The 22,374-nt window shown below is 35.0% G+C and carries 23 protein-coding genes; 15 read left to right on the plus strand and 8 right to left on the minus strand.

The annotated features are described in order from the left end of the window. Nucleotides 1–10 precede the first annotated feature (10 nt). The 5 genes from tenA to J2S19_RS03150 all read left to right on the plus strand — a co-directional run bounded on the left by tenA (nucleotide 11) and on the right by J2S19_RS03150 (nucleotide 3,985). Nucleotides 11–685 (plus strand): thiaminase II, encoded by a 675-nt coding sequence (gene tenA, locus J2S19_RS03130; RefSeq protein WP_307337069.1) that lies wholly within the window; start codon nucleotides 11–13, stop codon nucleotides 683–685. After that, nucleotides 678–1,448, plus strand: coding sequence for an ABC transporter ATP-binding protein (locus J2S19_RS03135; RefSeq protein ID WP_307337072.1), 771 nt, complete (start codon nucleotides 678–680; stop codon nucleotides 1,446–1,448). Before tenA ends, J2S19_RS03135 begins: the two co-directional genes overlap by 8 nt. Further along, nucleotides 1,445–2,197, plus strand: coding sequence for an ABC transporter permease (locus tag J2S19_RS03140; RefSeq protein WP_307337075.1), 753 nt, complete (start codon nucleotides 1,445–1,447; stop codon nucleotides 2,195–2,197). The genes J2S19_RS03135 and J2S19_RS03140 overlap by 4 nt, the downstream gene beginning before the upstream one ends. Continuing rightward, nucleotides 2,194–3,210, plus strand: coding sequence for an ABC transporter substrate-binding protein (locus J2S19_RS03145; protein ID WP_307337078.1), 1,017 nt, complete (start codon nucleotides 2,194–2,196; stop codon nucleotides 3,208–3,210). Before J2S19_RS03140 ends, J2S19_RS03145 begins: the two co-directional genes overlap by 4 nt. Before the next feature lie 97 nt (nucleotides 3,211–3,307). Then, nucleotides 3,308–3,985, plus strand: a complete 678-nt coding sequence (locus J2S19_RS03150) for an SAM-dependent methyltransferase (protein WP_307337524.1) — start codon at nucleotides 3,308–3,310, stop codon at nucleotides 3,983–3,985. Nucleotides 3,986–4,094: 109 nt separating this feature from the next. On the opposite strand, the gene J2S19_RS03155 is transcribed toward J2S19_RS03150, so the two are convergent. Continuing rightward, nucleotides 4,095–4,859 (minus strand): SurA N-terminal domain-containing protein, encoded by a 765-nt coding sequence (locus J2S19_RS03155; RefSeq protein ID WP_307337082.1) that lies wholly within the window; start codon nucleotides 4,857–4,859, stop codon nucleotides 4,095–4,097. A 773-nt stretch (nucleotides 4,860–5,632) separates the two neighbouring features. Here J2S19_RS03155 and proC point away from each other — a divergent pair. The 3 genes from proC (at nucleotide 5,633) to J2S19_RS03170 (ending at nucleotide 8,954) form a co-directional block, all read left to right on the plus strand. Further along, nucleotides 5,633–6,484 (plus strand): pyrroline-5-carboxylate reductase, encoded by an 852-nt coding sequence (gene proC / locus J2S19_RS03160; RefSeq protein WP_307337084.1) that lies wholly within the window; start codon nucleotides 5,633–5,635, stop codon nucleotides 6,482–6,484. A gap of 61 nt (nucleotides 6,485–6,545) precedes the next feature. After that, a complete protein-coding gene (gene proB, locus J2S19_RS03165; protein WP_307337087.1) occupies nucleotides 6,546–7,676 on the plus strand; it encodes a glutamate 5-kinase in 1,131 nt (376 codons plus the stop codon). 15 nt (nucleotides 7,677–7,691) lie between these two features. After that, on the plus strand, nucleotides 7,692–8,954 hold the full coding sequence (locus J2S19_RS03170; protein WP_307337090.1) for a glutamate-5-semialdehyde dehydrogenase: 1,263 nt from the start codon (nucleotides 7,692–7,694) through the stop codon (nucleotides 8,952–8,954). 109 nt (nucleotides 8,955–9,063) lie between these two features. Here the strand turns inward: J2S19_RS03170 and bcaP are convergent, their stop codons facing one another. Next, nucleotides 9,064–10,449, minus strand: coding sequence for a branched-chain amino acid transporter BcaP (gene bcaP, locus J2S19_RS03175; RefSeq protein WP_307337093.1), 1,386 nt, complete (start codon nucleotides 10,447–10,449; stop codon nucleotides 9,064–9,066). Between the two features lie 942 nt (nucleotides 10,450–11,391). Here bcaP and J2S19_RS03180 point away from each other — a divergent pair. After that, nucleotides 11,392–12,045, plus strand: coding sequence for an SGNH/GDSL hydrolase family protein (locus J2S19_RS03180; RefSeq protein WP_307337096.1), 654 nt, complete (start codon nucleotides 11,392–11,394; stop codon nucleotides 12,043–12,045). 217 nt (nucleotides 12,046–12,262) lie between these two features. On the opposite strand, the gene J2S19_RS03185 is transcribed toward J2S19_RS03180, so the two are convergent. Both J2S19_RS03185 and J2S19_RS03190 read right to left on the minus strand, forming a co-directional pair. Next, nucleotides 12,263–13,345, minus strand: a complete 1,083-nt coding sequence (locus tag J2S19_RS03185; RefSeq protein ID WP_307337099.1) for a CopD family protein — start codon at nucleotides 13,343–13,345, stop codon at nucleotides 12,263–12,265. A gap of 3 nt (nucleotides 13,346–13,348) precedes the next feature. Further along, the gene (locus J2S19_RS03190) at nucleotides 13,349–13,939 is read right to left on the minus strand and encodes a copper resistance CopC family protein (RefSeq protein WP_307337101.1); all 591 of its coding nucleotides are present in this window, start codon (nucleotides 13,937–13,939) and stop codon (nucleotides 13,349–13,351) included. Between the two features lie 221 nt (nucleotides 13,940–14,160). On the opposite strand from J2S19_RS03190, the gene J2S19_RS03195 reads away from it, so the two are divergent. The 3 genes from J2S19_RS03195 to J2S19_RS03205 all read left to right on the plus strand — a co-directional run bounded on the left by J2S19_RS03195 (nucleotide 14,161) and on the right by J2S19_RS03205 (nucleotide 15,241). Continuing rightward, nucleotides 14,161–14,259: a YjcZ family sporulation protein gene (locus J2S19_RS03195; RefSeq protein WP_307337104.1), complete on the plus strand. Its 99-nt coding sequence runs from the start codon at nucleotides 14,161–14,163 to the stop codon at nucleotides 14,257–14,259. Nucleotides 14,260–14,329: 70 nt separating this feature from the next. Further along, nucleotides 14,330–14,488, plus strand: a complete 159-nt coding sequence (locus tag J2S19_RS03200; RefSeq protein WP_370875032.1) for a YjcZ family sporulation protein — start codon at nucleotides 14,330–14,332, stop codon at nucleotides 14,486–14,488. A gap of 327 nt (nucleotides 14,489–14,815) precedes the next feature. Then, complete coding sequence (locus J2S19_RS03205) at nucleotides 14,816–15,241, plus strand: GreA/GreB family elongation factor (protein ID WP_307337110.1); 426 nt, start codon at nucleotides 14,816–14,818, stop codon at nucleotides 15,239–15,241. 182 nt (nucleotides 15,242–15,423) lie between these two features. On the opposite strand, the gene J2S19_RS03210 is transcribed toward J2S19_RS03205, so the two are convergent. Beyond that, nucleotides 15,424–15,645, minus strand: coding sequence for a hypothetical protein (locus J2S19_RS03210; RefSeq protein WP_307337113.1), 222 nt, complete (start codon nucleotides 15,643–15,645; stop codon nucleotides 15,424–15,426). A gap of 324 nt (nucleotides 15,646–15,969) precedes the next feature. Between J2S19_RS03210 and J2S19_RS03215 the strand changes: the two genes are divergently transcribed. Together J2S19_RS03215 and J2S19_RS03220 are read left to right on the plus strand one after the other, a co-directional pair. After that, nucleotides 15,970–16,764, plus strand: coding sequence for a tyrosine-protein phosphatase (locus J2S19_RS03215; RefSeq protein ID WP_307337116.1), 795 nt, complete (start codon nucleotides 15,970–15,972; stop codon nucleotides 16,762–16,764). Between the two features lie 33 nt (nucleotides 16,765–16,797). Next, complete coding sequence (locus J2S19_RS03220) at nucleotides 16,798–17,850, plus strand: M42 family metallopeptidase (RefSeq protein WP_307337119.1); 1,053 nt, start codon at nucleotides 16,798–16,800, stop codon at nucleotides 17,848–17,850. Nucleotides 17,851–18,030: 180 nt separating this feature from the next. Here J2S19_RS03220 and J2S19_RS03225 read toward each other — a convergent pair whose 3' ends face one another. The 3 genes from J2S19_RS03225 to J2S19_RS03235 all read right to left on the minus strand — a co-directional run bounded on the left by J2S19_RS03225 (nucleotide 18,031) and on the right by J2S19_RS03235 (nucleotide 18,999). Beyond that, nucleotides 18,031–18,201 carry a hypothetical protein gene (locus J2S19_RS03225; RefSeq protein WP_307337122.1) on the minus strand — a complete coding sequence of 57 codons (171 nt, stop codon included), beginning with the start codon at nucleotides 18,199–18,201 and terminating at the stop codon, nucleotides 18,031–18,033. An 82-nt stretch (nucleotides 18,202–18,283) separates the two neighbouring features. Next, nucleotides 18,284–18,574: a YxcD family protein gene (locus J2S19_RS03230; RefSeq protein WP_307337126.1), complete on the minus strand. Its 291-nt coding sequence runs from the start codon at nucleotides 18,572–18,574 to the stop codon at nucleotides 18,284–18,286. Continuing rightward, nucleotides 18,562–18,999 (minus strand): hypothetical protein, encoded by a 438-nt coding sequence (locus J2S19_RS03235; RefSeq protein ID WP_307337129.1) that lies wholly within the window; start codon nucleotides 18,997–18,999, stop codon nucleotides 18,562–18,564. Before J2S19_RS03235 ends, J2S19_RS03230 begins: the two co-directional genes overlap by 13 nt. A gap of 550 nt (nucleotides 19,000–19,549) precedes the next feature. On the opposite strand from J2S19_RS03235, the gene J2S19_RS03240 reads away from it, so the two are divergent. After that, nucleotides 19,550–22,342, plus strand: coding sequence for a bifunctional diguanylate cyclase/phosphodiesterase (locus J2S19_RS03240; RefSeq protein WP_307337132.1), 2,793 nt, complete (start codon nucleotides 19,550–19,552; stop codon nucleotides 22,340–22,342). Nucleotides 22,343–22,374 lie beyond the last annotated feature (32 nt).

Consider the following 22,374-nt stretch of genomic DNA (forward strand, 5'->3'; position numbering starts at 1 on the left):
AGGAAGTATCATGAAGTTTACTGAAAGATTGTTAGAACATGTTCGACCGATCTGGCATGAAAATCATAGGCACCCGTTTGTACAAGGAATTGGTTCTGGGACATTAGATAAGGAAAAATTCAGATTTTATATGATTCAGGATTATTTATATTTGATTGAATATGCAAAAGTATTCGCAATTGGTGTTCTAAAAGCAAGGGATCTTTCAACAATGGGGAAGTTCGCAAAACTGTTAGATTCAACTATAAATGAGGAAATGTCTCTACATAGACAGTATGCCGCACGGTTTGGCATCTCACATGAAGAGTTAGAAACGGCAAAACCTTCGCCCACAACACTTGCTTACACCCATTACATGCTCCATGTTAGTCAAAACGGAACATTAGCTGAAACAGTTGCTGCCGTTCTGCCTTGTGCCTGGAGCTATTGGGAAATTGGCAAAGCACTTAATACAATTGAAGGAGCAAGTGAGCACGAATTTTATGGTGAATGGATACAAATGTATGCTTCAGAAGAGTTTGGTACGTTAGCAAAATGGTGTATAGATTTAATGGATGAATTAGCAGAGGGAAAATCAGAAACAGAATTGCATGATTTGGAAGAGATTTTTCTAAATACAACGAGGTTTGAGTATATGTTTTGGGATATGGCTTTCAATGAAGCGATGTGGCCGATTGATGAATAAACCTGCTGTGCAATTACAAGAGGTTTCTTTTCATTACGAATCAGATAAAGGAAAAATACCTATTTTGCAAGATTTTAATTTTCAAATAAATGAAGGGGAATTTGTTACTATTATTGGACCGAGCGGGTCGGGGAAAAGTACACTTTTTAAGCTAATAACAGGTTTGGCACAACCAAATGAAGGCGATATCTTTTTAAGAAATCAATTGCAAGCAAAGCGACTGGGGCATGTTGGCTATATGCCCCAACAGGATTTGTTGTTACCGTGGCGGACAATCATTGAAAATGCTGCATTACCTTTAGAAATAAAAGGTATGCGAAAACAAGATGCCTATCAGCAAATTCAATTATTATTGCAAGAGTTTGGATTAACAGGAGTTGAAAATTGCTATCCACACGAGCTTTCAGGGGGAATGCGACAAAGAGTTTCGTTTTTAAGGACTATTTTAAGTGGCGCTAGTATTCTACTATTAGATGAGCCGTTTAGTGCATTGGACGCAATAACAAAAATTTCAATGCAAGAATGGTTACTAGCACAGTGGCAAAAACGAAGTGAAACAATACTATTTATCACTCATGATGTAAATGAAGCGTTGTTCTTGTCGGACAGAATTTTCATTTTCATCGATAAGCCAACAAGTTATTTAGAAGAAGTAAACGTCCCATTAAGTAGGCCAAGAGTTTTGAAGGATTTAGACGAACCATTACTCCTTGAACGTAAAAATTACTTAATCAATTTGCTTAAAGCGAGGGTTTCTTCATGAGCTTTGCAAGAACATATGGGCCAGCCTGCTTACTTGTTTTTCTATTATTAGGAGTATGGGAGGCTGTCGCAAGGATAGTTAATTTAGGGTTTATATTACCATCACCAACAAGTGTGATATTAAAACTATTAGAATTAAAGGATGTACTCTTTTTAGAACATTTACCTGCAACAGTGTCGATTATCATTCTCGGCTTAACTATATCAATCATCATTGGAGTAGGCATCGCAGTATGGATGAATCTAAATAGGACAATTGAAAGAACATTCTATCCGCTTCTCATCTCATCTCAAACGATTCCGATTATTGCATTAGCACCTATTTTTGTGCTTTGGTTTGGGTACTCGATTTGGAGCAAGGTTGTCGTAACTGTATTGATTACTTTCTTTCCAATTACGGTAAATACATATGATGGACTAAAGAGAGCAAGTAAAAATTATCAAGACCTTTTGTTGACAATGGGAGCAAATAAACGGCATATCTTTTTTAAGCTACAGGTTCCAGCGAGCTTGCCTTATTTCTTCTCAGGTTTAAAAGTAGCCGTTACCCTTAGTGTAATTGGTGCAGCAATTGGTGAATGGATTGGCTCTCAAGCAGGGTTAGGGTACTTCAGTCGGAGAATGATGACACAATTTGATGGCGCAGGCGTTTTTGCTCCAATCGTACTTCTCTCTTTACTAGGGATTAGTTTATTCGTAATTGTTATATTATTAGAAAAAATGTTATTAAAATGGAGGAAATTTGATTGAAGAGAACGTTAATTATTTTATTATTGATTGGCTTTAGTTTCATAGCAGCATGTAGTAATCAAGAAGTGTCAAAACAAGCAGAAGGAAAAAGTGAAAAAACAAATGAATTCAAAAAAGTAAGCATTATGCTAGATTGGTATCCCAATGCGGTACATAGCTTTTTATATGTTGCTAAAGAGAAGGGGTATTTTGAAGATGAAGGAATTGAGGTAGATATTCAGTTCCCGGCAAATCCAACTGACCCAATAAATTTAGCTGCTGCTGGAAAAGTTACTCTTGGTATCTCCTATCAGCCGGATGTGATTATTGCCCGAGCAAATCAAGATGTCAATATCAAATCAATCGGAGCGATCGTTCGTTCACCATTAAATCGGATTATCTTTAAGGAAGACAGTTCTATACAATCACCTAAAGACTTAGAAGGAAAAACTATCGGTTATCCAGGGATACCACTAAATGAGTCACTTATCCATTCAATGGTCAAAGCTGATGGCGGTAATCCGGAAAAAGTAAAGATGGTTGATGTAGGATTTGAATTAGGCTCGTCATTAGTTACTGGGAAAGCAGATGCGGTGATTGGCGCGTATATTAATCATGAGGTACCTGTATTAAAGCATGAAGGACATCATACACGTAATTTAAATCCAACAGACTATAAGATACCTAGCTATTATGAACTTATTGCTGTGACAAGTGACAAAACATGGGAAGCAGAACAGGAGACAATTCAAGCCTTTTGGAGAGCAGCATCAAAAGGTTATCAATTCACCGCTGAAAATCCTCAGGAAGCATTAACGATATTATTAAATCATCAAGATGAGGCAAACTTTCCACTAGTAAAGGAGGTTGAGGTAGAAAGCCTTGAAATACTTTTACCGTTAATGAAATCTGATGATGGATTTGGTAGTCAAAGTCAAGATCAATGGGATGAGACCGTTAGTTGGATGATGGATTCGAACTTGATTAACAAGAAACCAGAAATTAGTGAACTTTATGTAAATATAGTAGAGTAATCAATTTTTTAAGAAATTGCCTTGTTTTTTTTAGAGAATATTTATATTATAAATTGTATATGGAAAAAAATAGAAAGCGCGGTGAGCCGAGTTGAGTATGTTGAGCTTAAGTAGAGTAGTTTTTATTGGAAGATCATATGACGAGTATATGAGGATGTTCTCGTTAAAGGAAGAGGACATTGCAAAGAAAAAAATATTGGATTGTCCTGCTGGTGCATGTTCGTTCACTGCAACTGGTTCGGAAAAAGGAATTGACATTACGGCCAGTGATATTGCGTATCATTTTCCAGTTGAACAACTAAATGAAAAGGGTTCAGAAGATATTTTGCATATAGATGAGACGATGAGTAAAGTGACAGAGGCATATAATTGGGATTTCCATGAAAATATAGCTGAATTAGTAAAACATCGTAAGAGAGCGTTATATACATGTACAAACCATATGAGTAAATTTCCTAGGCAATACGTCGCAGCGACGCTTCCTAGCTTACCGTTTACGGAAGAAGAGTTTGATATTACTTTGTCAGCACATTTCTTATTCACATATAGTAATCAGTTAGACTTCAAATTCCACCTTGACACAATTAAAGAATTGTTACGGGTAACAAAAGAGGAAGTAAGAATTTTTCCTCTAGTTGATTTGGAGGGAAAGAAGTCTAGGTATCTTAATGTTTTGCGTGAAGAATTAAAGAATGATGCCATTTGGATCGAGGAAAAGGTTGCTTATGAATTTCAAAAAAATGCTCATACTATGTTAAGGTTAAAGAAAGTTTAATATAGTAAGGAGTGCGCAGCTTTTGTGGAATACTCGGTGTTGCGATATAAGTAAAAAAGAAAAGACTGTCATGGAAAAGTAATTTCCTTCGACAGTCTTTCTTGTGTATTTATATTTTTAACTCGACCTCGGCATTTTTACGAAGCTCTTCGATTTTAGTTCGAATAGCTGCAGCTGTTTTATCTTGGACAAGCTTTTCTTTTAAGCTTTCTTTCACATCTTCATATTTAGGTGTTTCTGATGAATCATCCAAGTTTTTTGTTAATGAAGTGTAAAGTTCTTTTACTTCCTCTTCCTTAACTTCATCCACCTTCATATCTTTTTCTAGATATTGACTGATAATGACATTTTCTTTAATTTGCTCTTTTAAATCATCAATTGTTAATTTACTACTTTCAAGAGCCTTTTCAAAATCTTCTTCTTTTTCAAAGCGTGCTTTTTCTGTTTCGAGTTGTTTATTTATCTCATCTTCTGAAGCAGTATAACCCTTTTTATTAATCTCTTGCATGAGTAATTCTTGTCCTACAATTGAATTAAGTGTTTCTTCTTTTAATTGCTTGGCGGTTTCTTCGCTCGTAGGGTCAAGTCCGTTTTGGTACGAGGATGTTTGTAAGCTAGTTAATATTTGATTATACTCGGTTCCTTTTATTTCCTTGCCATTTACAATCGCGACAACAATATCTTCCTCAACTTTCTGTTTATCAAGCTTCTTTTGTAATTCCTCTGCTTCAGCAGCTAATTCCTCTTCCGATTTTGTGTTTTCTTCTGTTTTCGTACTGTTTTTTGCTTCTTTATCTTCCTTTTTCCCATCATTACATGCAGCAAGTGTGAAGGCTAGCACTGATATTAAAAGTACCATAATCATCTTTCTCATATTTAATCCCCTTTCGTTTGTGACCCTTTTTTAGTAACAGCTATTTCTTAAAGCTTGTTGTTTTTGATTTTGTAAAGTTAGCTTAGGGCTACTTGCAATCTTTCTCCGCAATACGAAGAAAATTAGAACCAATAGGTATTTACCTTCTGGTGGTGACAAGCCCAGCATCATGAGTGTTCATATCGGGGACACCATTAACATAGTAAAAAGCAACAAAGTTTATGAAGAAGCTTAGATGGACATAGTCGAATTGTATAATATTTTTGGGGAAAATGAAAGAACGATAAGACTCAGGTAAATGGATAGCAAATTCATTCGTTAAATCAAAAAGGGTCGCTTCTATTAGTTTAAGGTGATAAAACATCTAAATAAGCAACAGTGATGACGAAAGCAAAAAAATAAATGAAAAAATGAGTAAACGCTATGATAAATAAAACATACGAAAACCCTAAATATTATTCATACTTTTGTATTGTTTTGTAAAGGAAATGTATTATCTATGTTTAAGCATACCGAAGCCTCAATTTAATAAGAATTAGAAATATTAGAAAAAGTTCGTTAATTAATTCTCTAAAATTAAGGATAAGACCGGATTAACACGTATGAGACGTCTTATAAACAATATAACAGTCGTTGTTAACGCTTACACTTACTAATTGGCAGAAATGCTTACAACCTCACACTAAGACCTTGAATAATATATTGAGCATGTTACGATTAATTTGTTAATAAAAAGGGTGACCTTTTTAAAATTTGCAAATTGGAGAGATGAGATGCTACACGATAAAAAGATTGTATTTTTAGGTGCAGGCTCAATGGCAGAAGCAATGATAGCTGGAATGGTGAAATCATCTAACATTGTTCCAGAACAAATCATCGTTACTAATCGCTCAAATGAAGAACGGTTAGCTTCTCTAGAAGCCAGGTATAGAGTAAAAGGTATTAAACAAAGTCACTTAACCTTTGATGATATAGATGTTTTTATATTAGCAATGAAACCGAAGGATGTCTCAAAGGCTTTACAAAGTTTGAAAAATCATATTCGTTCTGATCAACTCATATTATCTGTCTTAGCAGGGATAACAACAACATACCTTGAGGAAAACCTTCATAAAGACCAACAAGTAGTAAGAGTGATGCCAAATACATCAAGTATGATTGGTGAATCTGCTACTGCAATATCCCCAGGTCTAGCAACAATCGACGAATCAATACAATTAGCAACTCAATTACTCGAATGTATCGGTATGGTATATACAATAGAGGAAAAAGAGATGGATATTTTTACTGGAATAGCAGGTAGCGGCCCGGCTTATTTTTACTATTTAATGGAGCACATGGAACAGCAAGCATTGCAAGGTGGTTTGCAAAAAGAAGTTGCAAGAAGCATTATTTCACAAACAATTTTAGGTGCGGCAAAAATGATTCAAGAGCAAGCTGATTCTCCGACTACACTAAGAGAGAAAGTGACATCCCCAAATGGTACAACTGCGGCAGGTTTGAATGCACTCGATGAAAACGGCGGTGGTATTGCCATTATGAAAGCAATCGAACATGCAGCTAAGCGATCAGAAGAGATTAGTACACAAATTCAAGATAGTCTATTAGTAAGCTCTACAAAATAAATATAGAAACTCGTCATCTAAGCAAGCAGAATTTAGAAATTAATTATTCAGGAGTGATACAATGGCGACCCTAGAAACTGAGAAAAAACGGGTTGTAATAAAAGTAGGAAGCAGTTCCTTAACTAGTCGGCACGGAGAGATTAGTCGACGTAAATTAGAAAAATTAGCAGATGAAATCGCCTTATTAAAAGATGAAGGTCACGAAATAGTCTTTGTCTCATCAGGTGCAGTTGCAGCAGGATATCGGAAGCTAGGTTGTATCGACAGACCTACTTCATTACCTGAAAAGCAGGCGGCAGCATCTATTGGCCAAGGATTATTAATCGAAGCCTACTCGGAAATTTTCTTGTCACATGGGTATGTTGCATCACAAATTTTAATAACACGTAGTGATTTCTCAGATGAGAATCGGTATAACAATGTACGAAATACATTAAATGTGTTGCTAGAGCGTGGAATCATCCCAATTGTGAATGAAAATGATACAGTAACTGTTGACAGGTTACGTTTTGGTGATAACGATACATTGTCTGCCAAAGTTGCTGGATTAATTGAAGCAGATCAATTAATTATATTATCTGATATAGAAGGTTTATATGACTCTGATCCACGTAAAAATGAGGAAGCAAAATTACTAGATAAAGTGTATGAGATAACACCGGAAATCGAAGCAGGTGCTGGTGAGTCTGGTAGTAATGTTGGTACAGGTGGAATGAAGTCAAAAATTGATGCCGTGAAGATTGCAATGGCTTCTGGAATATCAACATTCCTAGGTAAGGCAAGTATTCCGAATATTTTAGGTGATGCAGTTAAAGGTTTAGCAAAAGGAACGTATTTTGAGGCAACAAACGAAACGATTAACTTGAACCAAAAACGTCAATGGATTGCATTTCACTCCGGTCCTAAAGGTGAAATTGTAGTTCGCCAACAAGTGAGAATGTCACTAGCAGACCATAAACATAGTATTTACACATCGGACGTGAAAGAAGTCAAAGGGAAATTTGAAAAGGGCTCAGTCATTCGGATTATCGACCATAAAGGGGAACGGATTGGCCTAGGTGTTGTCAATTACTCGAATGAAGAGTTAACAAAGCTTTGTCAACTTACTGGAGAGAACCTTAAAAAGCTAGAAGTTGTCCATTTTGATGATTTAGTTTGTGAACTTGAATTATCGTTACCTGTAGGAATCTAATGAAGGAGGAGAAACATGCCAGTTACAAATGAAGAAACAAATGTAGAATTACAAGCACTTGCAGCAAAAAAAGCATCTAGAAAACTAAGTTTACTTTCGACAGAAGATAAAAATGAAGCACTTTATATTTTAGCCAACCATTTAGAAGAAAAGGCTCAACATATATTAATTGCAAATGACCAAGATTTAAAAGCTGGTCAAGAAAAAGGTTACGACGCTGCATATATGGACCGACTAGCACTTTCAAAAGAACGTATTAGTGATTTTGCAAATGGGCTTAGACAAGTTGCCGAATTAGAAGACCCTACTGGAAAGACCTTATCGAGCTGGACTCTTGAGAATGGATTGTTAGTTGAGAAGATTACAGTTCCGCTAGGTGTTATCGGTATGATTTATGAAGCCCGCCCTAATGTAACTGTTGATGCTACAGGATTAGCACTTAAATCCGGAAATGCAATTATTTTAAAAGGTGGTTCTTCTGCATTATTTTCTAATAAAGCAATTGTTAAAATTATGAAGGAAGCTTTAAACGAAACGAAAATACCGTCTGATGCAGTCCAATTTATTGCTAGTACAAATAGAGAAGCAACACAACAGCTATTTACGATGAAAGATCATATCGATGTACTAATACCTAGAGGTGGAGGTGCACTAATCCAGGCAGTTGTAAACAATGCAACAGTTCCAGTTCTCGAGACAGGTGTTGGGAATTGTCATTTATATATTGATCGAGAAGCGGACGTAACAAAGGCTTTGAAGATTCTTATTAATGCGAAAACTGACCGGCCAGCAGTTTGTAATGCTCTTGAAACAGCGATTATTCACGAAGAGTGGCTTGAAAAGAATAAAGAAGCATTAAGCACAGCATGTAAAAGTAATCACATTCAACTTCATGGTGATGATGTAGCACGAACTTATTTACCTGAAGCAATCCCAGCAACAGAAAGTGATTGGGCAAATGAGTATTTAAGTTTAGATCTTGCGATTAAAACCGTAAAATCTGTTGAAGAAGCGATTGATCATATTGATAAATATGGCACAAAACATTCAGAAGCAATCATAACAGAAAATAAACAAACCGCACGAACATTCTTAAATGAAGTTGATGCATCAGCAATTTATCACAATGCATCAACACGATTTACGGATGGTGGAGCATTAGGCTTTGGAGCAGAAATCGGGATTTCTACTCAAAAACTTCATGCTCGCGGTCCAATGGGGCTCCCGGCACTAACTACTGTCAAATTTATCATGTCAGGGAATGGGCAAATCCGCTAATACCCATATACTATTCAAAGATTTATAGTTTGTGCAACTTTCGTTGTCATTCTATTATTATGTACAGTGAGGTATAGCTTCGTACCTCACTGTTTTTTTTAGTATTAACCTATTTATTTAAATGACTATGTTTTCTTGAATAAGTAAAGTAAATGATGATTCCTATACCTATCCATATAGAAAATGCCTTCCATGTAACGGCTGGTAAACTTGTCATCAAATAAAGACATAACGCTGCACTTATTGCAGGTAACAATGGTACGAATGGTACTTTAAATGCTCGCTTTAATGATGGGTGTGTATGTCTTAATACAATGACTGCGATCGATACTAACATAAAAGCAGCTAACGTTCCGATATTAACTAAATGTGCTAGTGTTGTAAGATCAATAAAGCCAGCAATAATAGCTGCAATAACTCCGGTTAGCCATGTATTAGCAAAGGGTGTTTTAAGTCGAGGATGGACACTTGAGAGTTTTTTCGGTAATAATCCATCACGGCTCATTGCAAATGAGACACGGACCTGAGCATACATCATTACGAGGAGGACCGTTGTTATCCCGGTTATCGCTCCGACTGAAATGATTCCTGCGAGCGAACTTTGTCCAACAAATTGGAGCGCAAATGTAACAGGATCTGCGACATTTAACTGTGAGTAAGGGACCATACCAGTTAAAATCAGTGATACAGCAATATATAACAGTGTACAAATCGCAAGTGAAGAAATAATGCCAATCGGCAAATCTCGCTGAGGTCGCTTTACTTCTTCTGAGGCTGTTGCGACAGCGTCAAATCCGATATATGCGAAGAAAACTGTTGCCGCTCCGGTAATAATCCCTTCAAAACCAAAGGGTGCAAAAGGTGTCCAGTTATCAGGCTTTACATAAAATACTCCTGTTACGATAAATAGTATTATGATTGCAAGCTTTATAACAACCATAATATTATTAACTTGCTTGCTTTCCTTCATTCCCTTTGATAAAAGGGCAGTAATAATAAGAATGATAATCATGGCAGGAAGGTTCACGAGTCCACCCTCACCTGAGCCTGGAGCAGACGCAAGTATTGTTGGTAAATGTATACCAAATCCTTCGAGCAAAGTTTGGAAATAGCCTGACCATCCTGTAGATACGGCTGCAATAGCTATGATGTATTCAAGCATTAAATCCCAACCTATTAAGAACGCAAAGAATTCTCCTAAAGTTGCATATGTGTATGTGTAGACACTTCCGGAAATTGGTACTGTCGAAGCAAATTCAGCATAGCAAAGAGCTGATAATGCACAAGCAATCCCCGAAAGGATAAAGGAAATGATAAGTGCTGGACCTGCAGATTCAGCAGCAACAACTCCTGTTAACACAAAAATACCTGTACCAATTACTGCACCGATGCCTAACAATGTTAAATCAAATGCACTAAGTGTGCGCTCTAACGTTTGTTGACGGCTCTGTTGTAGTAATTGTGAAATTGATTTTTTTCTAAATAATGAACGCATAATTCCTCCAAAAGTTTTATTACTTAAGTGATAAAAGCGACGTTGGCTTTTTGCATTAAACTTGTATTAGTCTTAGTTTATTTCTGATTATTACTACCTATGTAATGCCCGAAACAGCAACAAGTAATTTAAAAAAATAAATAATTAAAATAGCATACTAAATATTTATTCGAAAATAGGAAAGAAACAAGATTTTTTGATGGTGAATCCATGTATAATTCGACTAAAGTCTACAAATAACGCAAATTTTAGTATATTTATATAATTTATAAAAGTCAATAATACATCAGCATTTGGTCATTTAGTTTTGAAGAACCAGGAGGCGGGACATAACAAATAATGTTAAACACGAACAAGGCTGGGACATAACAAAAAATCCATAGTTAAATACGAACATTGTTTTTAGGGGTTCAATGTTCAAATTCTGTAAAGGTTGATTGGAGCGGAAGTGCGAGACTCCTGCGGGATGCGTGGGAGAGGTGAGACCCCACAGGAGTTTACTCCGAGGAGGCTCACCACCCACCCCGCGGAAAGCGAGTACTGTAGCGGAAATCAACCAGAACGTCAACCCTGTAAAAACAACACGAAGGTTGTATTGAAATCTCATCTAATAGTTCGTATTTTTCTTGTCTTTAAAACCTTTTGTCTCAGTCTCATGTTGCTAATTTTATATAGGTTGATTGGAGCTAGTACTGTAGACCAACCATAACGTCAACTAAGTAAAAAGCAACAATGTTTACGAAAACAGCCCTTGGTAAAAAGCTTATTGGCAAATCTCATTAATGTTTATATTGTTTATATAGAGAATAGACGAGACCTACAGAGATGTAATAAACTATAATTAATCGTTTACTTTTAAATGCTTATTTCTAGAGGATATGCTTCTACAGAATTTAAAAAAGAAAAAGTCTTTTATTATCATTTGATAGGTGGGAGAATTTTATGGAATTGAAAAAGAATCAAAAATTGTTATTTATAGGAGATTCAATTACTGATTGTGATCGCGCTAAGCCAGAAGGAGAAGGCTTATTTGGTGCATTAGGAAAGGGCTATGTTTCTTATGTAAACGCATTCCTTACAGCAACTTATCCTGAACTAGGCATACGTGTCGTTAATAAAGGGGTATCGGGAAATACAGTTCGTGATTTAAAGGATAGATGGAAAGAGGATGTACACAATCAGAATCCAGATTGGTTATCAATAATGATAGGGATTAATGATGTATGGAGACAGTATGATTTACCTTTTATGAAGGAAACACATGTATACATTGATGAATATGAAGAAACTTTACGAAGCCTCGTTGTAAACACGAAAGAAACCGTCGAGCAAATTGTTTTAATGACACCGTATTATATAGAGGGCAATGCAGAAGACAGTATGCGAAAAATGATGGACGAATATGGAAAAGTCGTTCAGAATATTGCCAAAGAATATAATTGTTATTTTATAGATACACAAGCAGAATTTAATAAATTGCTAGATAAAATGTATCCAGCCACATTAGCGTGGGACAGAGTACATCCTAATGAAACAGGACATATTTTATTAGCACGGGCTTTTCTTAATAAAGTAGGCTTTGATTGGTCGAAGTAATGCAATATACATACACTAGTTAGATTGAAGTGTAATCTTAAAACATCAGAATCCGTTTCAAAAGAAACGACATGGTCGTGCTAGCGGTTATAGATAAGCGTATATTCATGCAGAATTTATTTAAATGCCTACAGCAAAAACAATACAAGTATTTAAAAAGAAAGGTGAAACCTAGAGTTTGCTAATAGACTCTAAAGCTCACCTTCTTTTTTTACAATTAATTAATTTGAATCGACAACATTAAACCTAAGTAAACAGCAACAATGAATAATAATCCAAAACATAGCGCCAACCATGGTGTTAATCTTTTATAGAAGCTTACGATAATTAATGCTAAAAAGATAACCCCAATGATTAGTAAAAGACTACCTTGAAAGACCGGAGTTAACGTAAATGTAAATGGTGCTGTAAGTTGTTGGCCTAGCAATACATGTATCCAAGCAGCAGGCCCCTCCTGAAGTACGGTTGCATTTACTTGATGTGGAGGCGGTAAAGTACCGAGCACTCCTGTTACAAAGAAAATGACCATTAAGATAATTGTTTCAGCTTGAATCCACTTTTTTGGGTCATAATCCTTATCAATTTTTACTTTCCTCGATAGAAAGCCATTAATAAATGCGAAAGCAAACACAGGAATAATACTTATATGTTTTAATAACAGCATTTGTCCATATGGTAATGCCCATGAATTCATATAATCACGAGGTGTCATCACAAACAGCATGAGGTAAATCCCGCTCGCTATTGTAATCATTACGAAAATAATTGAGAGTGGTGTAAACCATCTTAAAAAAGAATGCCAATGAGCCGATGACTGTGAAAGCCAACCCACATGCAGTAGAATCCCTACCCATAACGTAATCACTAAAAAATGTGTCGAATGGGAGAGTAATCCAGGCCAAAAGCTAAGTGCAGATGAATGACTAGCATATCCTATTGAAATAATCATGATGAATAATAGGACAGCCTGAATATATTTAGAACCTTCTACATATAAGACCATCCATAAAAAAACTGCAAAAAAGCTACCATATAACCAGGCGATACCAATCTGGAACTCTGTCAATATAGAGTAGGATGTTAAGGTAAAAAGGCCTTCAGGTGAGAAAAACGTAATTACCTGTAAGGTTGGAAAAAAGGAAAACACGATAATACCTAAAACAGCCAATAGTAGACTTTGTTTAGAAACCTTAAGTTGAGGTTTCTTCGTTTCAGGTACAAATTGGAGCGCAACATGCCCGACTAAATAAGCAAATAACATGTATGTAATATATTCTGTCAGTGGAATAATTTGGTCCATAGATTACCTCTTCTTGCGGAACAGAATACCGATACCAATGGCTAACAATATAACTAATACGATAATTGAAATTGTAGATATAAGTGAACGATTATTATTTGTTGTTTCCTCTTTTTGTTCAGTCTCTTCCTTAGAATTGGTTAATTCATCTTCAGCTACCTGCTCCTGTTCAGAATTAGTATTTGCTTGATTTTGTTCCTGTTCTTCATTTTCAGTCACATCTTCTACTACTTTAGCTTCTTCCTTTTCAATGTTCACTGTAAAAGGAATATCACCTGATAATAAGTGGCCGTCTTTTGCGACAATATTCCATGTTAGTGTATAGTCACCATTTTCTAATGGTTCCGCAATATGGCCTGTTAAGGTTGTGCCTTCAACGCTAATTGATTCAACAGTTATTTTTTTCTCACCGGTTGTCAACGTTAAAGTACTTTGTTTTTCAATTTCTCCACCAAATTCTAACGTCACCTCATGTAATTCACTCGTAATCACTTCACCTTGACTTGGAGTTGACGAGGACAATGTTGTATGTGCAGATGTCACAGTTGGGATTATTAGCAAGCAACTTATGAATAGTATAATTAATTTTTTCATTTTCTCACCCTTAATTCTTAGTTTTTATATCAAATTCCATTTTAACATGTCGGCTTTATCATTTTACTTTTATTTATAACAATTTAGCAAACTCGATATAACGATTAGAAACAAATGAGGATAAGTGTCTGAAAAAAAATTCTAGAAACTGTGCGAATGCCCTTACGTACAAGTGCCTTATCACATAATGTATTAGTACAACGAAAGGGAGGTGTTGTTTTATGGGTAATGCAACTCCAGGTTATGGCGCAGGCTTCGCGTTAATTGTCGTATTGTTTATATTATTAATTATTGTCGGTTCAGCTTTCGTTGGATACTAAATATAGTGGCAAACTATTAGATTGATTTAAATGGTTTCGTCTCTACAAATAAAATTTTTAAGGAGGAATTATGATGGGTTACGGATATGGATTCGGTGGCGGCTACGGTTACGGTGGTGGCTGCGGTGGATATGGTTACGGTGGCTATGGCTACGGTGGCGGTAAAGGTTTTGCGTTAATCGTCGTATTATTCATCTTATTAATCATCGTTGGAGCAGCTTGGTTATAATCAATAGGTAACAGGGTGACTTGAGCAAAAGTATTAGACCCATGAATATAGGGAATATAGAATTGTATTCTAATAATGTATGTTTTGAGGGGAGGATGCTTTCGAGTCATCCTCTTTTCTTTGGTGGATATATCATTTTATCAAATAAACAAGCTAAAACTAGTCATACTATTATACAAATTTCAATGGATAGAATGTTATAGATTGCTATGATATGATAATTTGGAGATTACCAGATTATCTCATGATTAAATATAGGAGGGACTCATATGAAGCGTGAAATGAAAGAATGCAAAGGCTTACAACATGGAGAGGGGGTTATCTACTATGAACCATAATATAAAACGGCCAATAAATGAAGAACTTTTGAGTCAACTCGTCTATTTGGACGAACAAGGTCAGGAATTGATGGAAACGTATTTCGCAAACGATCGGATAAAATTCAAGGAATTTTATCACTTATATACTACTGAGGTAGAAGCATATATCTCAAATCTACATGCTCAAAAGAAACAGACTAACAAATTGGAAAAAGTATTCATTGGTTGTAAGGTTATTGTAAAATATGAGGATGATGATGAAACGGAAGAGTACATAATTTGCTTTCCAGAACAGTCAAATCCAGATGAAGGGTGCATATCGTTTTTATCACCAGTTGGAAATCAACTTTTATTGCGTTCCGTTGGGGAACATATGAAGCTCAACACACCTGGTGGCGAAATAGGCATTGTTATAACTGATATTCAATTTTAAAAAAATTCATTTTACTTGTAGATTGAAGAAAATATATATTTCATACAATAAGAAATTGTGAAAAGACGTAGTCGCTTTTTAGTTAAAGCATGCCGGGATAGGTCGCAGAAAGCGAAGCCACTTTGCACAATTAACAACAATGAAGATGAAGAAAGGGGACTTATAGAGAAGTCCTCTTTTTATCATGAAGTTCGTTTTTCAGAGTGATCGATTTGAATAAGCGAGTTTCGTTTAATCCAATATTCAAAACTATCTAAAGGGAATACTCCTCTACGTTTTGAATTATTCATTTGTATGACGATGCTTTGGTCTGTTATCTCCAATATTTTCAATCGGTTAGAATTACTTATATTCGGAATAAAGCTCCCTCTCAATTCAAATTCCATATTGCTTCGTAGTTCCATCTTAAGTATTTCCTCCTTATTATTTTCATAAGGCTCTTATTAAAAATTGTCAAATAAGGGTATATCGAGGCTGATAAAAAGTGATCGCTACAATGATGTTCGAACCTATAGACTAGACGGTTATACTGCCCAGCATATTAATACTAAAACCAACCCCAGATAACAAAACAATCTAAATAAAAGAGACTTATCTTTAATAGTTATATCCTTTTATGGTTTTATTATCCAACTGCTTATAAATGTACACTGTTCAAAATGGTTGAATGTCTTTACAATAAAGAAAGATATTGTATTGAAGGTGAAGAGAATGAGAGGAAATACTTTATGGCAAATAATATATCATTTGAAAAATTATATAATTTTCGAGATATTGGCGGGATGCAAACAAAAGATGGAGAAATTATAAAAAGGAATTTGTTATATCGTTCCGAAGATATTTCGCGTTTATCAAAAAGGGACCAACTCACCCTCAAACAAACAGGTTTAAAGCTAATATGTGATTTAAGGACAATAAAAGAGAGAGAATCAAAGATGTATTCGTTCCCAGAAAAATGGGGCACTATTATCATGCATATACCAATTAATCACGGCAGTCAAGAGTTAACGTATCGCGATTTTTATCAAATGTTAAAAGAGCAAGGTAAACAAGATAATTTTGAAAATTGGATTCATGATTTTTATCAATCGATTGTATGTGAACGGAAACAAGAGATTAAACAAGTAATTGAAGCAATTGCAAATCATAATAATACACCAGCATTAATTCATTGCACAGGTGGAAAGGACCGAACAGGTTTTATAAGTGCTCTTATCCAACTTTATTTAGGTGTAGACTATAATGTCGTTGTTAAAGAATATCTACTTTCTAATCAATTAATCTACCCTAAAATGAAAAAGACTGAAAAGATGATACGACTATTTAGCCTATATCGTATACCCACTCATAAGATTAAACCATTATTAATCGTTGACAAATCTTACTTAGATGGGGCATTAAAGCAAGTTTTTTCACAATATGAATCGGTCGAAAGGTTTTTTGTCGAGGGGTGTGGTATTTCAAACCAGACATTGTGTCAACTTAAATGTATGATGCTTGATCAACCAGGTAATAAAACATAATAAGCTATGTAAGCATATAAAGGAGAGGTACATATGAAAACAAACACCGAGGTCCTACACTTAATTAAGCAATTAGTCGAGATTCCCAGTCCTTCTGGAAATACGCAAACAATCATTTCTTTTGTTGAAAGCTATTTATCAAATTTAAATATACGAATAAAACGTAACCGCAAAGGCGGCTTAATTATATCTCTTCCTGGTAAAGATGATTCACAACAGAGAATGTTAACAGCGCATGTTGACACATTAGGGGCAATTGTTAAAGAAATAAAAGAAAATGGACGCTTAAAAATAGATTTAATTGGTGGCTTTCATTTCCATTCAATTGAAGGTGAGTACTGTCAAATCGAAACAGCTTTAGGAAAAAAGTACACAGGAACGATACTTATGCATCAATCATCTGTTCATGTATATAAAGATGCTGCGAAACTGGAACGTAATCAAAGTAATATCGAAGTAAGAATTGATGAACTTGTCAAAAATGCCAAAGATGTTCGAAATTTAGGGATTGAGGTTGGAGATTTTATTTCATTTAACCCGAGAGTGGAGATAACTCAAAATGGTTACATTAAATCAAGACATCTAGATGATAAAGCAAGTGTTGCATTATTGCTTGAATTAATTAAGCGAATTGTTGAAGAGGGCATACAATTACCGTATACAACACATTTCCTCATCTCTAATAATGAAGAAATAGGATATGGCGGGAACTCGAATATAACAGCAGAAACAATTGAATATCTTGCGGTTGATATGGGGGCAATTGGTGATGGTCAGGCAACCGATGAATATACGGTATCAATTTGTGCAAAAGATGCAAGCGGTCCTTACCATTATGGCTTTAGAAAGAAATTAATTGAACTTGCTCGTCAAAATCAAATTGACTACAAAGTTGATATTTATCCGTACTACGGATCTGATGCTTCAGCAGCGATTCGTGCAGGCCATGATATTGTGCATGGATTAATCGGCCCAGGCATTGATGCTTCACATGCATATGAACGGACACACATTTCGTCGCTAACAAATACAGCAAATCTACTTTATCACTATGTACAATCAGAAATGACAAATATTAATGAGTAGAACTGACAGGACTGACTTACAATTACAGATTATTAAGGGTCTTATTTTCTAATATTTAGACACAAAATTACTCCTCGGAGGAAGCTAGTATATTTGAGACAATATAAACTTTTTCCGAGGAGTTTTGTATTTTTATGTGGCTACCATTTAACTATCAATTGTAGGTTCCATACAAGCATTCTATTTATTCCTATTCATAAAGTAGGCAGAAATAAAGGTAGCACCTATGAGCAATAATGACAGTAGTAGTATGACACCTAAGCCGACTTTTTCATGTAATGTAAAGAGATATGCAATTAATATGATATCAATTACAAACGACCAAATTATATACCCTTTAAATGAACGCATTAAAAACCCTTCTCTCATCGAAATATAGAAGTATTGTATTAAAAAATTGATGAAAAAACGAGAGGCATGACAAGCCTCCCGTTTACTCTACATATGCGATAATCCCTTCCTCATCGTCTAAAATAAGTTCAATTGCTGCTCGAAAAGGATCGATATTCATTACTGTTTCTAGCCAAAAACGTAATGCTTCTATTATATTGGCGGTAATTAATATTTGCTTACGTTCCCCAATAAATGCTTCTGCAGAGAATCCGTAATCATCATCATAAATTAGCTCAATTTCTACCTCTTGAGGTTGCATTTGGCGTTTATGAGCAATATGGAGACATAAGGCATTGACTATATCTTGTTCAGAAACCTTTATCTTCCCCATGCAGAATCTTCCTCAGTTTTACGCTTGTTTTTAAAATACGTAAAGATTTTTCTTATAATCATAATGACAACCACAATTGCAAGTACATTAATAAATAATCCAATAATTGACCCTAAAATTCCAAGATTGCCCAATAATCCACCTAATAACAATCCAGCAAGTCCACCTAATAGGAGACCTTTCATTAAGCCGCCAGCTTTTGGTTTATTATTTGTTGCTTTGCTTTTGGTCATTGTTGAAGACTTCTGTTGAGTATCGTCTTTCTTAATAAATGAATTATTGTTCGTATTGGAATTAAATGACTTCTTACCAGATTTATATCCCTTTGCACTAACTGTTGATACTTGGTCCCCAATTAAGAAACCTCCAACAGGTGTAAATAATAATGTTGTAACGAGCAATGCAGAAAAGATCTTTTTTAACATGAAAGTAATCCTCCTCAAAATTGTAAAGCTCTCTATTCGATGGAATTTTATAAGGATAAATTGTAACGAAAAAAGAGAGTGCTATATTATACGTTTATATAGATGAAAGGTTTCAACTTTATATTATCAAAGTTTTGAAATTAAATCGAGTTTTAATAGAGTTCACTTATATGATTGTACAGGTGATCTCTGCAGATTACTTTGCTCAGAGTTTATAGCGATAATGAAACGAAAGCGTAACGAAAGGTCTTTTACATATATGAGTAGATAGACATGTTTCTTAGTAACATTATGAAATATTAGTTTCTAGCTCGCGAAATTCGTGTTTTTGTAGGAAGAAATCCCCTAATTTTTAGTAAAATTAATAGTTTCGAAATTAGAAAATTTTGGTCCTTAGGACCTTTTTTTAAGTCCAATTAATATAATATGCTTGATGTGATGCGTCAGATGAATTTGTCAGTTTTTGCAACGGGCAATAGGAATTATGTAGTTTATTTTTTGGATAGGTACAAACTGGTCTGTATGTAAAGCTAGATTTGGAGGGTAAGGTATGATTAATGAGCATACGAGGTATTCACGACTAGCGCAAATTACAAAATTAATAAACTCGAAACTTGAACTAAAGGAATTGTTGGATCATGTGGTGATTGCGATTTCAGAAGAAGTGTTTCGATGCGATTCAGTAGGAATTTATTTACCTCAAGAAGATGGTACATATCGAGGTTATGTCGGTAAACCTTATTATTTAAATGGTATGACACTTGATACTTTGGTCATTGACCCTAAAAGTGATCTATTAGCTAGAGAAATACTTGATACGAAAGATAGCATCTATATACCTGATACCTCTATTGATGAACGTCCAGATTTTAACCCGATTCAAAAATTTAATATTAATTCATTATTCGCATTACCTATTAACTATGATAATGAAGTTTACGGGCTAGTGTTTCTATTTAATCAAGGAAAACATATGGATTTAACATTAATAGAAATGGAAACAGTTGAAGCATATGTTAATATGGCTGCGGTTGCAATTCGCAACGCGAAACTATTGAAGAGAAAAGAAAGTCTTATTACTGAAAAACAATTAATGTTAGACATAACGAAGGAACTTTCTTTATGTTTAACTAAGAACGACTCAATAGAAAAGTGCTTTACATATTTAGGGAAAATATTAAAAAATACCAACATTGCAGCACACTTAGTAGACCCGCTATCCCCTTGTCATCCATTTAAGCCATTGAGAATATATAACGAAAGTCAGTGGACTCAAGCGATATGGAAAAAGGCACATAAGGAAATTATAATAAATGAATGTGAAGATGACCTTATTCAACTTGTATTACAGACGAAAAAGGCAATCTATATTCCGGATGTAAATATTGATACAAGACCCAACAAGGAAATATGTAAATATTTTAATATTAAAGGCTTGTTAATGTTGCCGATTGTTACGATGGGGAATGTGTTAGGCATTATCATTATATGGACTGATAATAACAATCATACGATATTTAGTGATACAGATATAGCATTAGCACAATCAATTGTTGAAGCGAATGCAGCTGTCTTATCCCACCTTACATACATGGATAAACAAGAGCAAATTATTAATTATCGGACGAAGCAATTAACGAATAAAAATAATGAACTGAAGACAGCTGTACAGAAATTACAGCAACTAAGCAGGGAAAAAGAATTGATTTTAAATTCTGTCGGAGATGGGATTATTGGTATGGATATAAAGGGGAGTGTTATTTTCTGTAACCCTGCTGCTGAAGCATGTTTAAGGTACAAGCCCAATCAATTGATTGGAAAATCTTATAAAACGTTTTTTTCAAGATCTAATACTAGCATCCAACAGTTATCATTTCTTAAAAATGTTGAACAAACGACATACTTCACAGATGAGAAGTTTATACGATTTGATAATACTGAATTTCCTGTGGAATATGGTATAACGTCCATTAAAGACAAAGCGGTTGTTGTAGGTTATGTATTAACTTTTAAGGATGTCACGTATCGGAAGCAAATGGAGGAGCAAATAAACTATCATGCTTATTATGATAGTTTAACGGACTTACCAAATCGGCTCCTTTTTCAAGATCGGTTAGAACAAGGACTAGCATATGCTCAATTGCATAATGAAATGCTCGCTATCTTATTCCTTGATATTGACCGATTTAAAACGATAAATGATACTTTGGGTCATAAAAACGGTGATTTACTTTTGCAAAAAGTTGCCGAGAGATTAGTCAACTGTTCGATTAAAGGAAGCACTGTTGCAAGGCAGGGCGGAGATGAATTTGCTCTTATATTACCACTAATAACGAGTGAAGAAGAAGTTGAAAGAATTACTGGGAAAATATTAACAGCATTTAAGCAACCAGTTTATCTAAAGGGAATTGAAATATTCGTAAAAATAAGTATTGGAATAAGCTTATTTCCCCAAGATGGACTAGATGCCGAGGAATTAATATCAAAGGCTGATATGGCTCTTACAAAATCGAAAGAAATGACGGGGATAGAATATCATTTCTACAGGTCAACAATGGTAAAGCATTCACTTGAGACAGTTAAGCTTGAACATTCACTATATCGAGCTCTTGATTTGAACGAATTTCAAATCTATTATCAGCCTCAGATTGATACTAGACAAAATGAACTCTTCGGTGTGGAGGCATTACTCCGTTGGAGACATCGGGAAAAAGGAATGATTTCACCTGCACATTTTATTCCGATTGCTGAAGAAACCGGATTAATTATTCCAATAGGAGAATGGATGCTACAACATGTCTGTCATCAAATAAAAGCCTGGCAAGATAAAGGTTATCCTTCAGTTACAGTATCCTTGAATATTTCTGCCAGCCAGTTTAATAAAACAAACTTTGTTGAGACTGTAAAAAAAGTGATAGTAGAAACAGATATTACACCTAGCTTATTAGAGTTGGAATTGACAGAGTCTTTAATCATTCACAATTCTGAGGATACACTGAATAAAATGTCAGAGTTGCGTGAACTGGGGGTTCATTTATCTATTGATGATTTTGGGACAGGCTATTCATCGTTAGGTTATTTAATGCATTTTCCAATCCATACATTAAAGATAGATCGCTCCTTTTTAAAAGATATTTGTACGAATAAAAAGAATGCTGCAATAACGAATACAATTATTTCATTAGCTGAAAATTTAGAGGTGCAAGTTATTGCAGAAGGGGTAGAGACTAAAGAACAATTAATTTTCTTAACTTCAAATAACTGCTATCGGATACAAGGCTTTTATTTTTCTGCTCCTTTAAGTGTTGATGTACTAGAAGAGAAATACTTTTATAATGTTTAGTTTCTATTAACCACTTCCGTTGAGGGTATAAA

It is taken from the genome of Metabacillus malikii, from assembly GCF_030813355.1.
GTDB classification, from domain to species: domain Bacteria; phylum Bacillota; class Bacilli; order Bacillales; family Bacillaceae; genus Metabacillus; species Metabacillus malikii.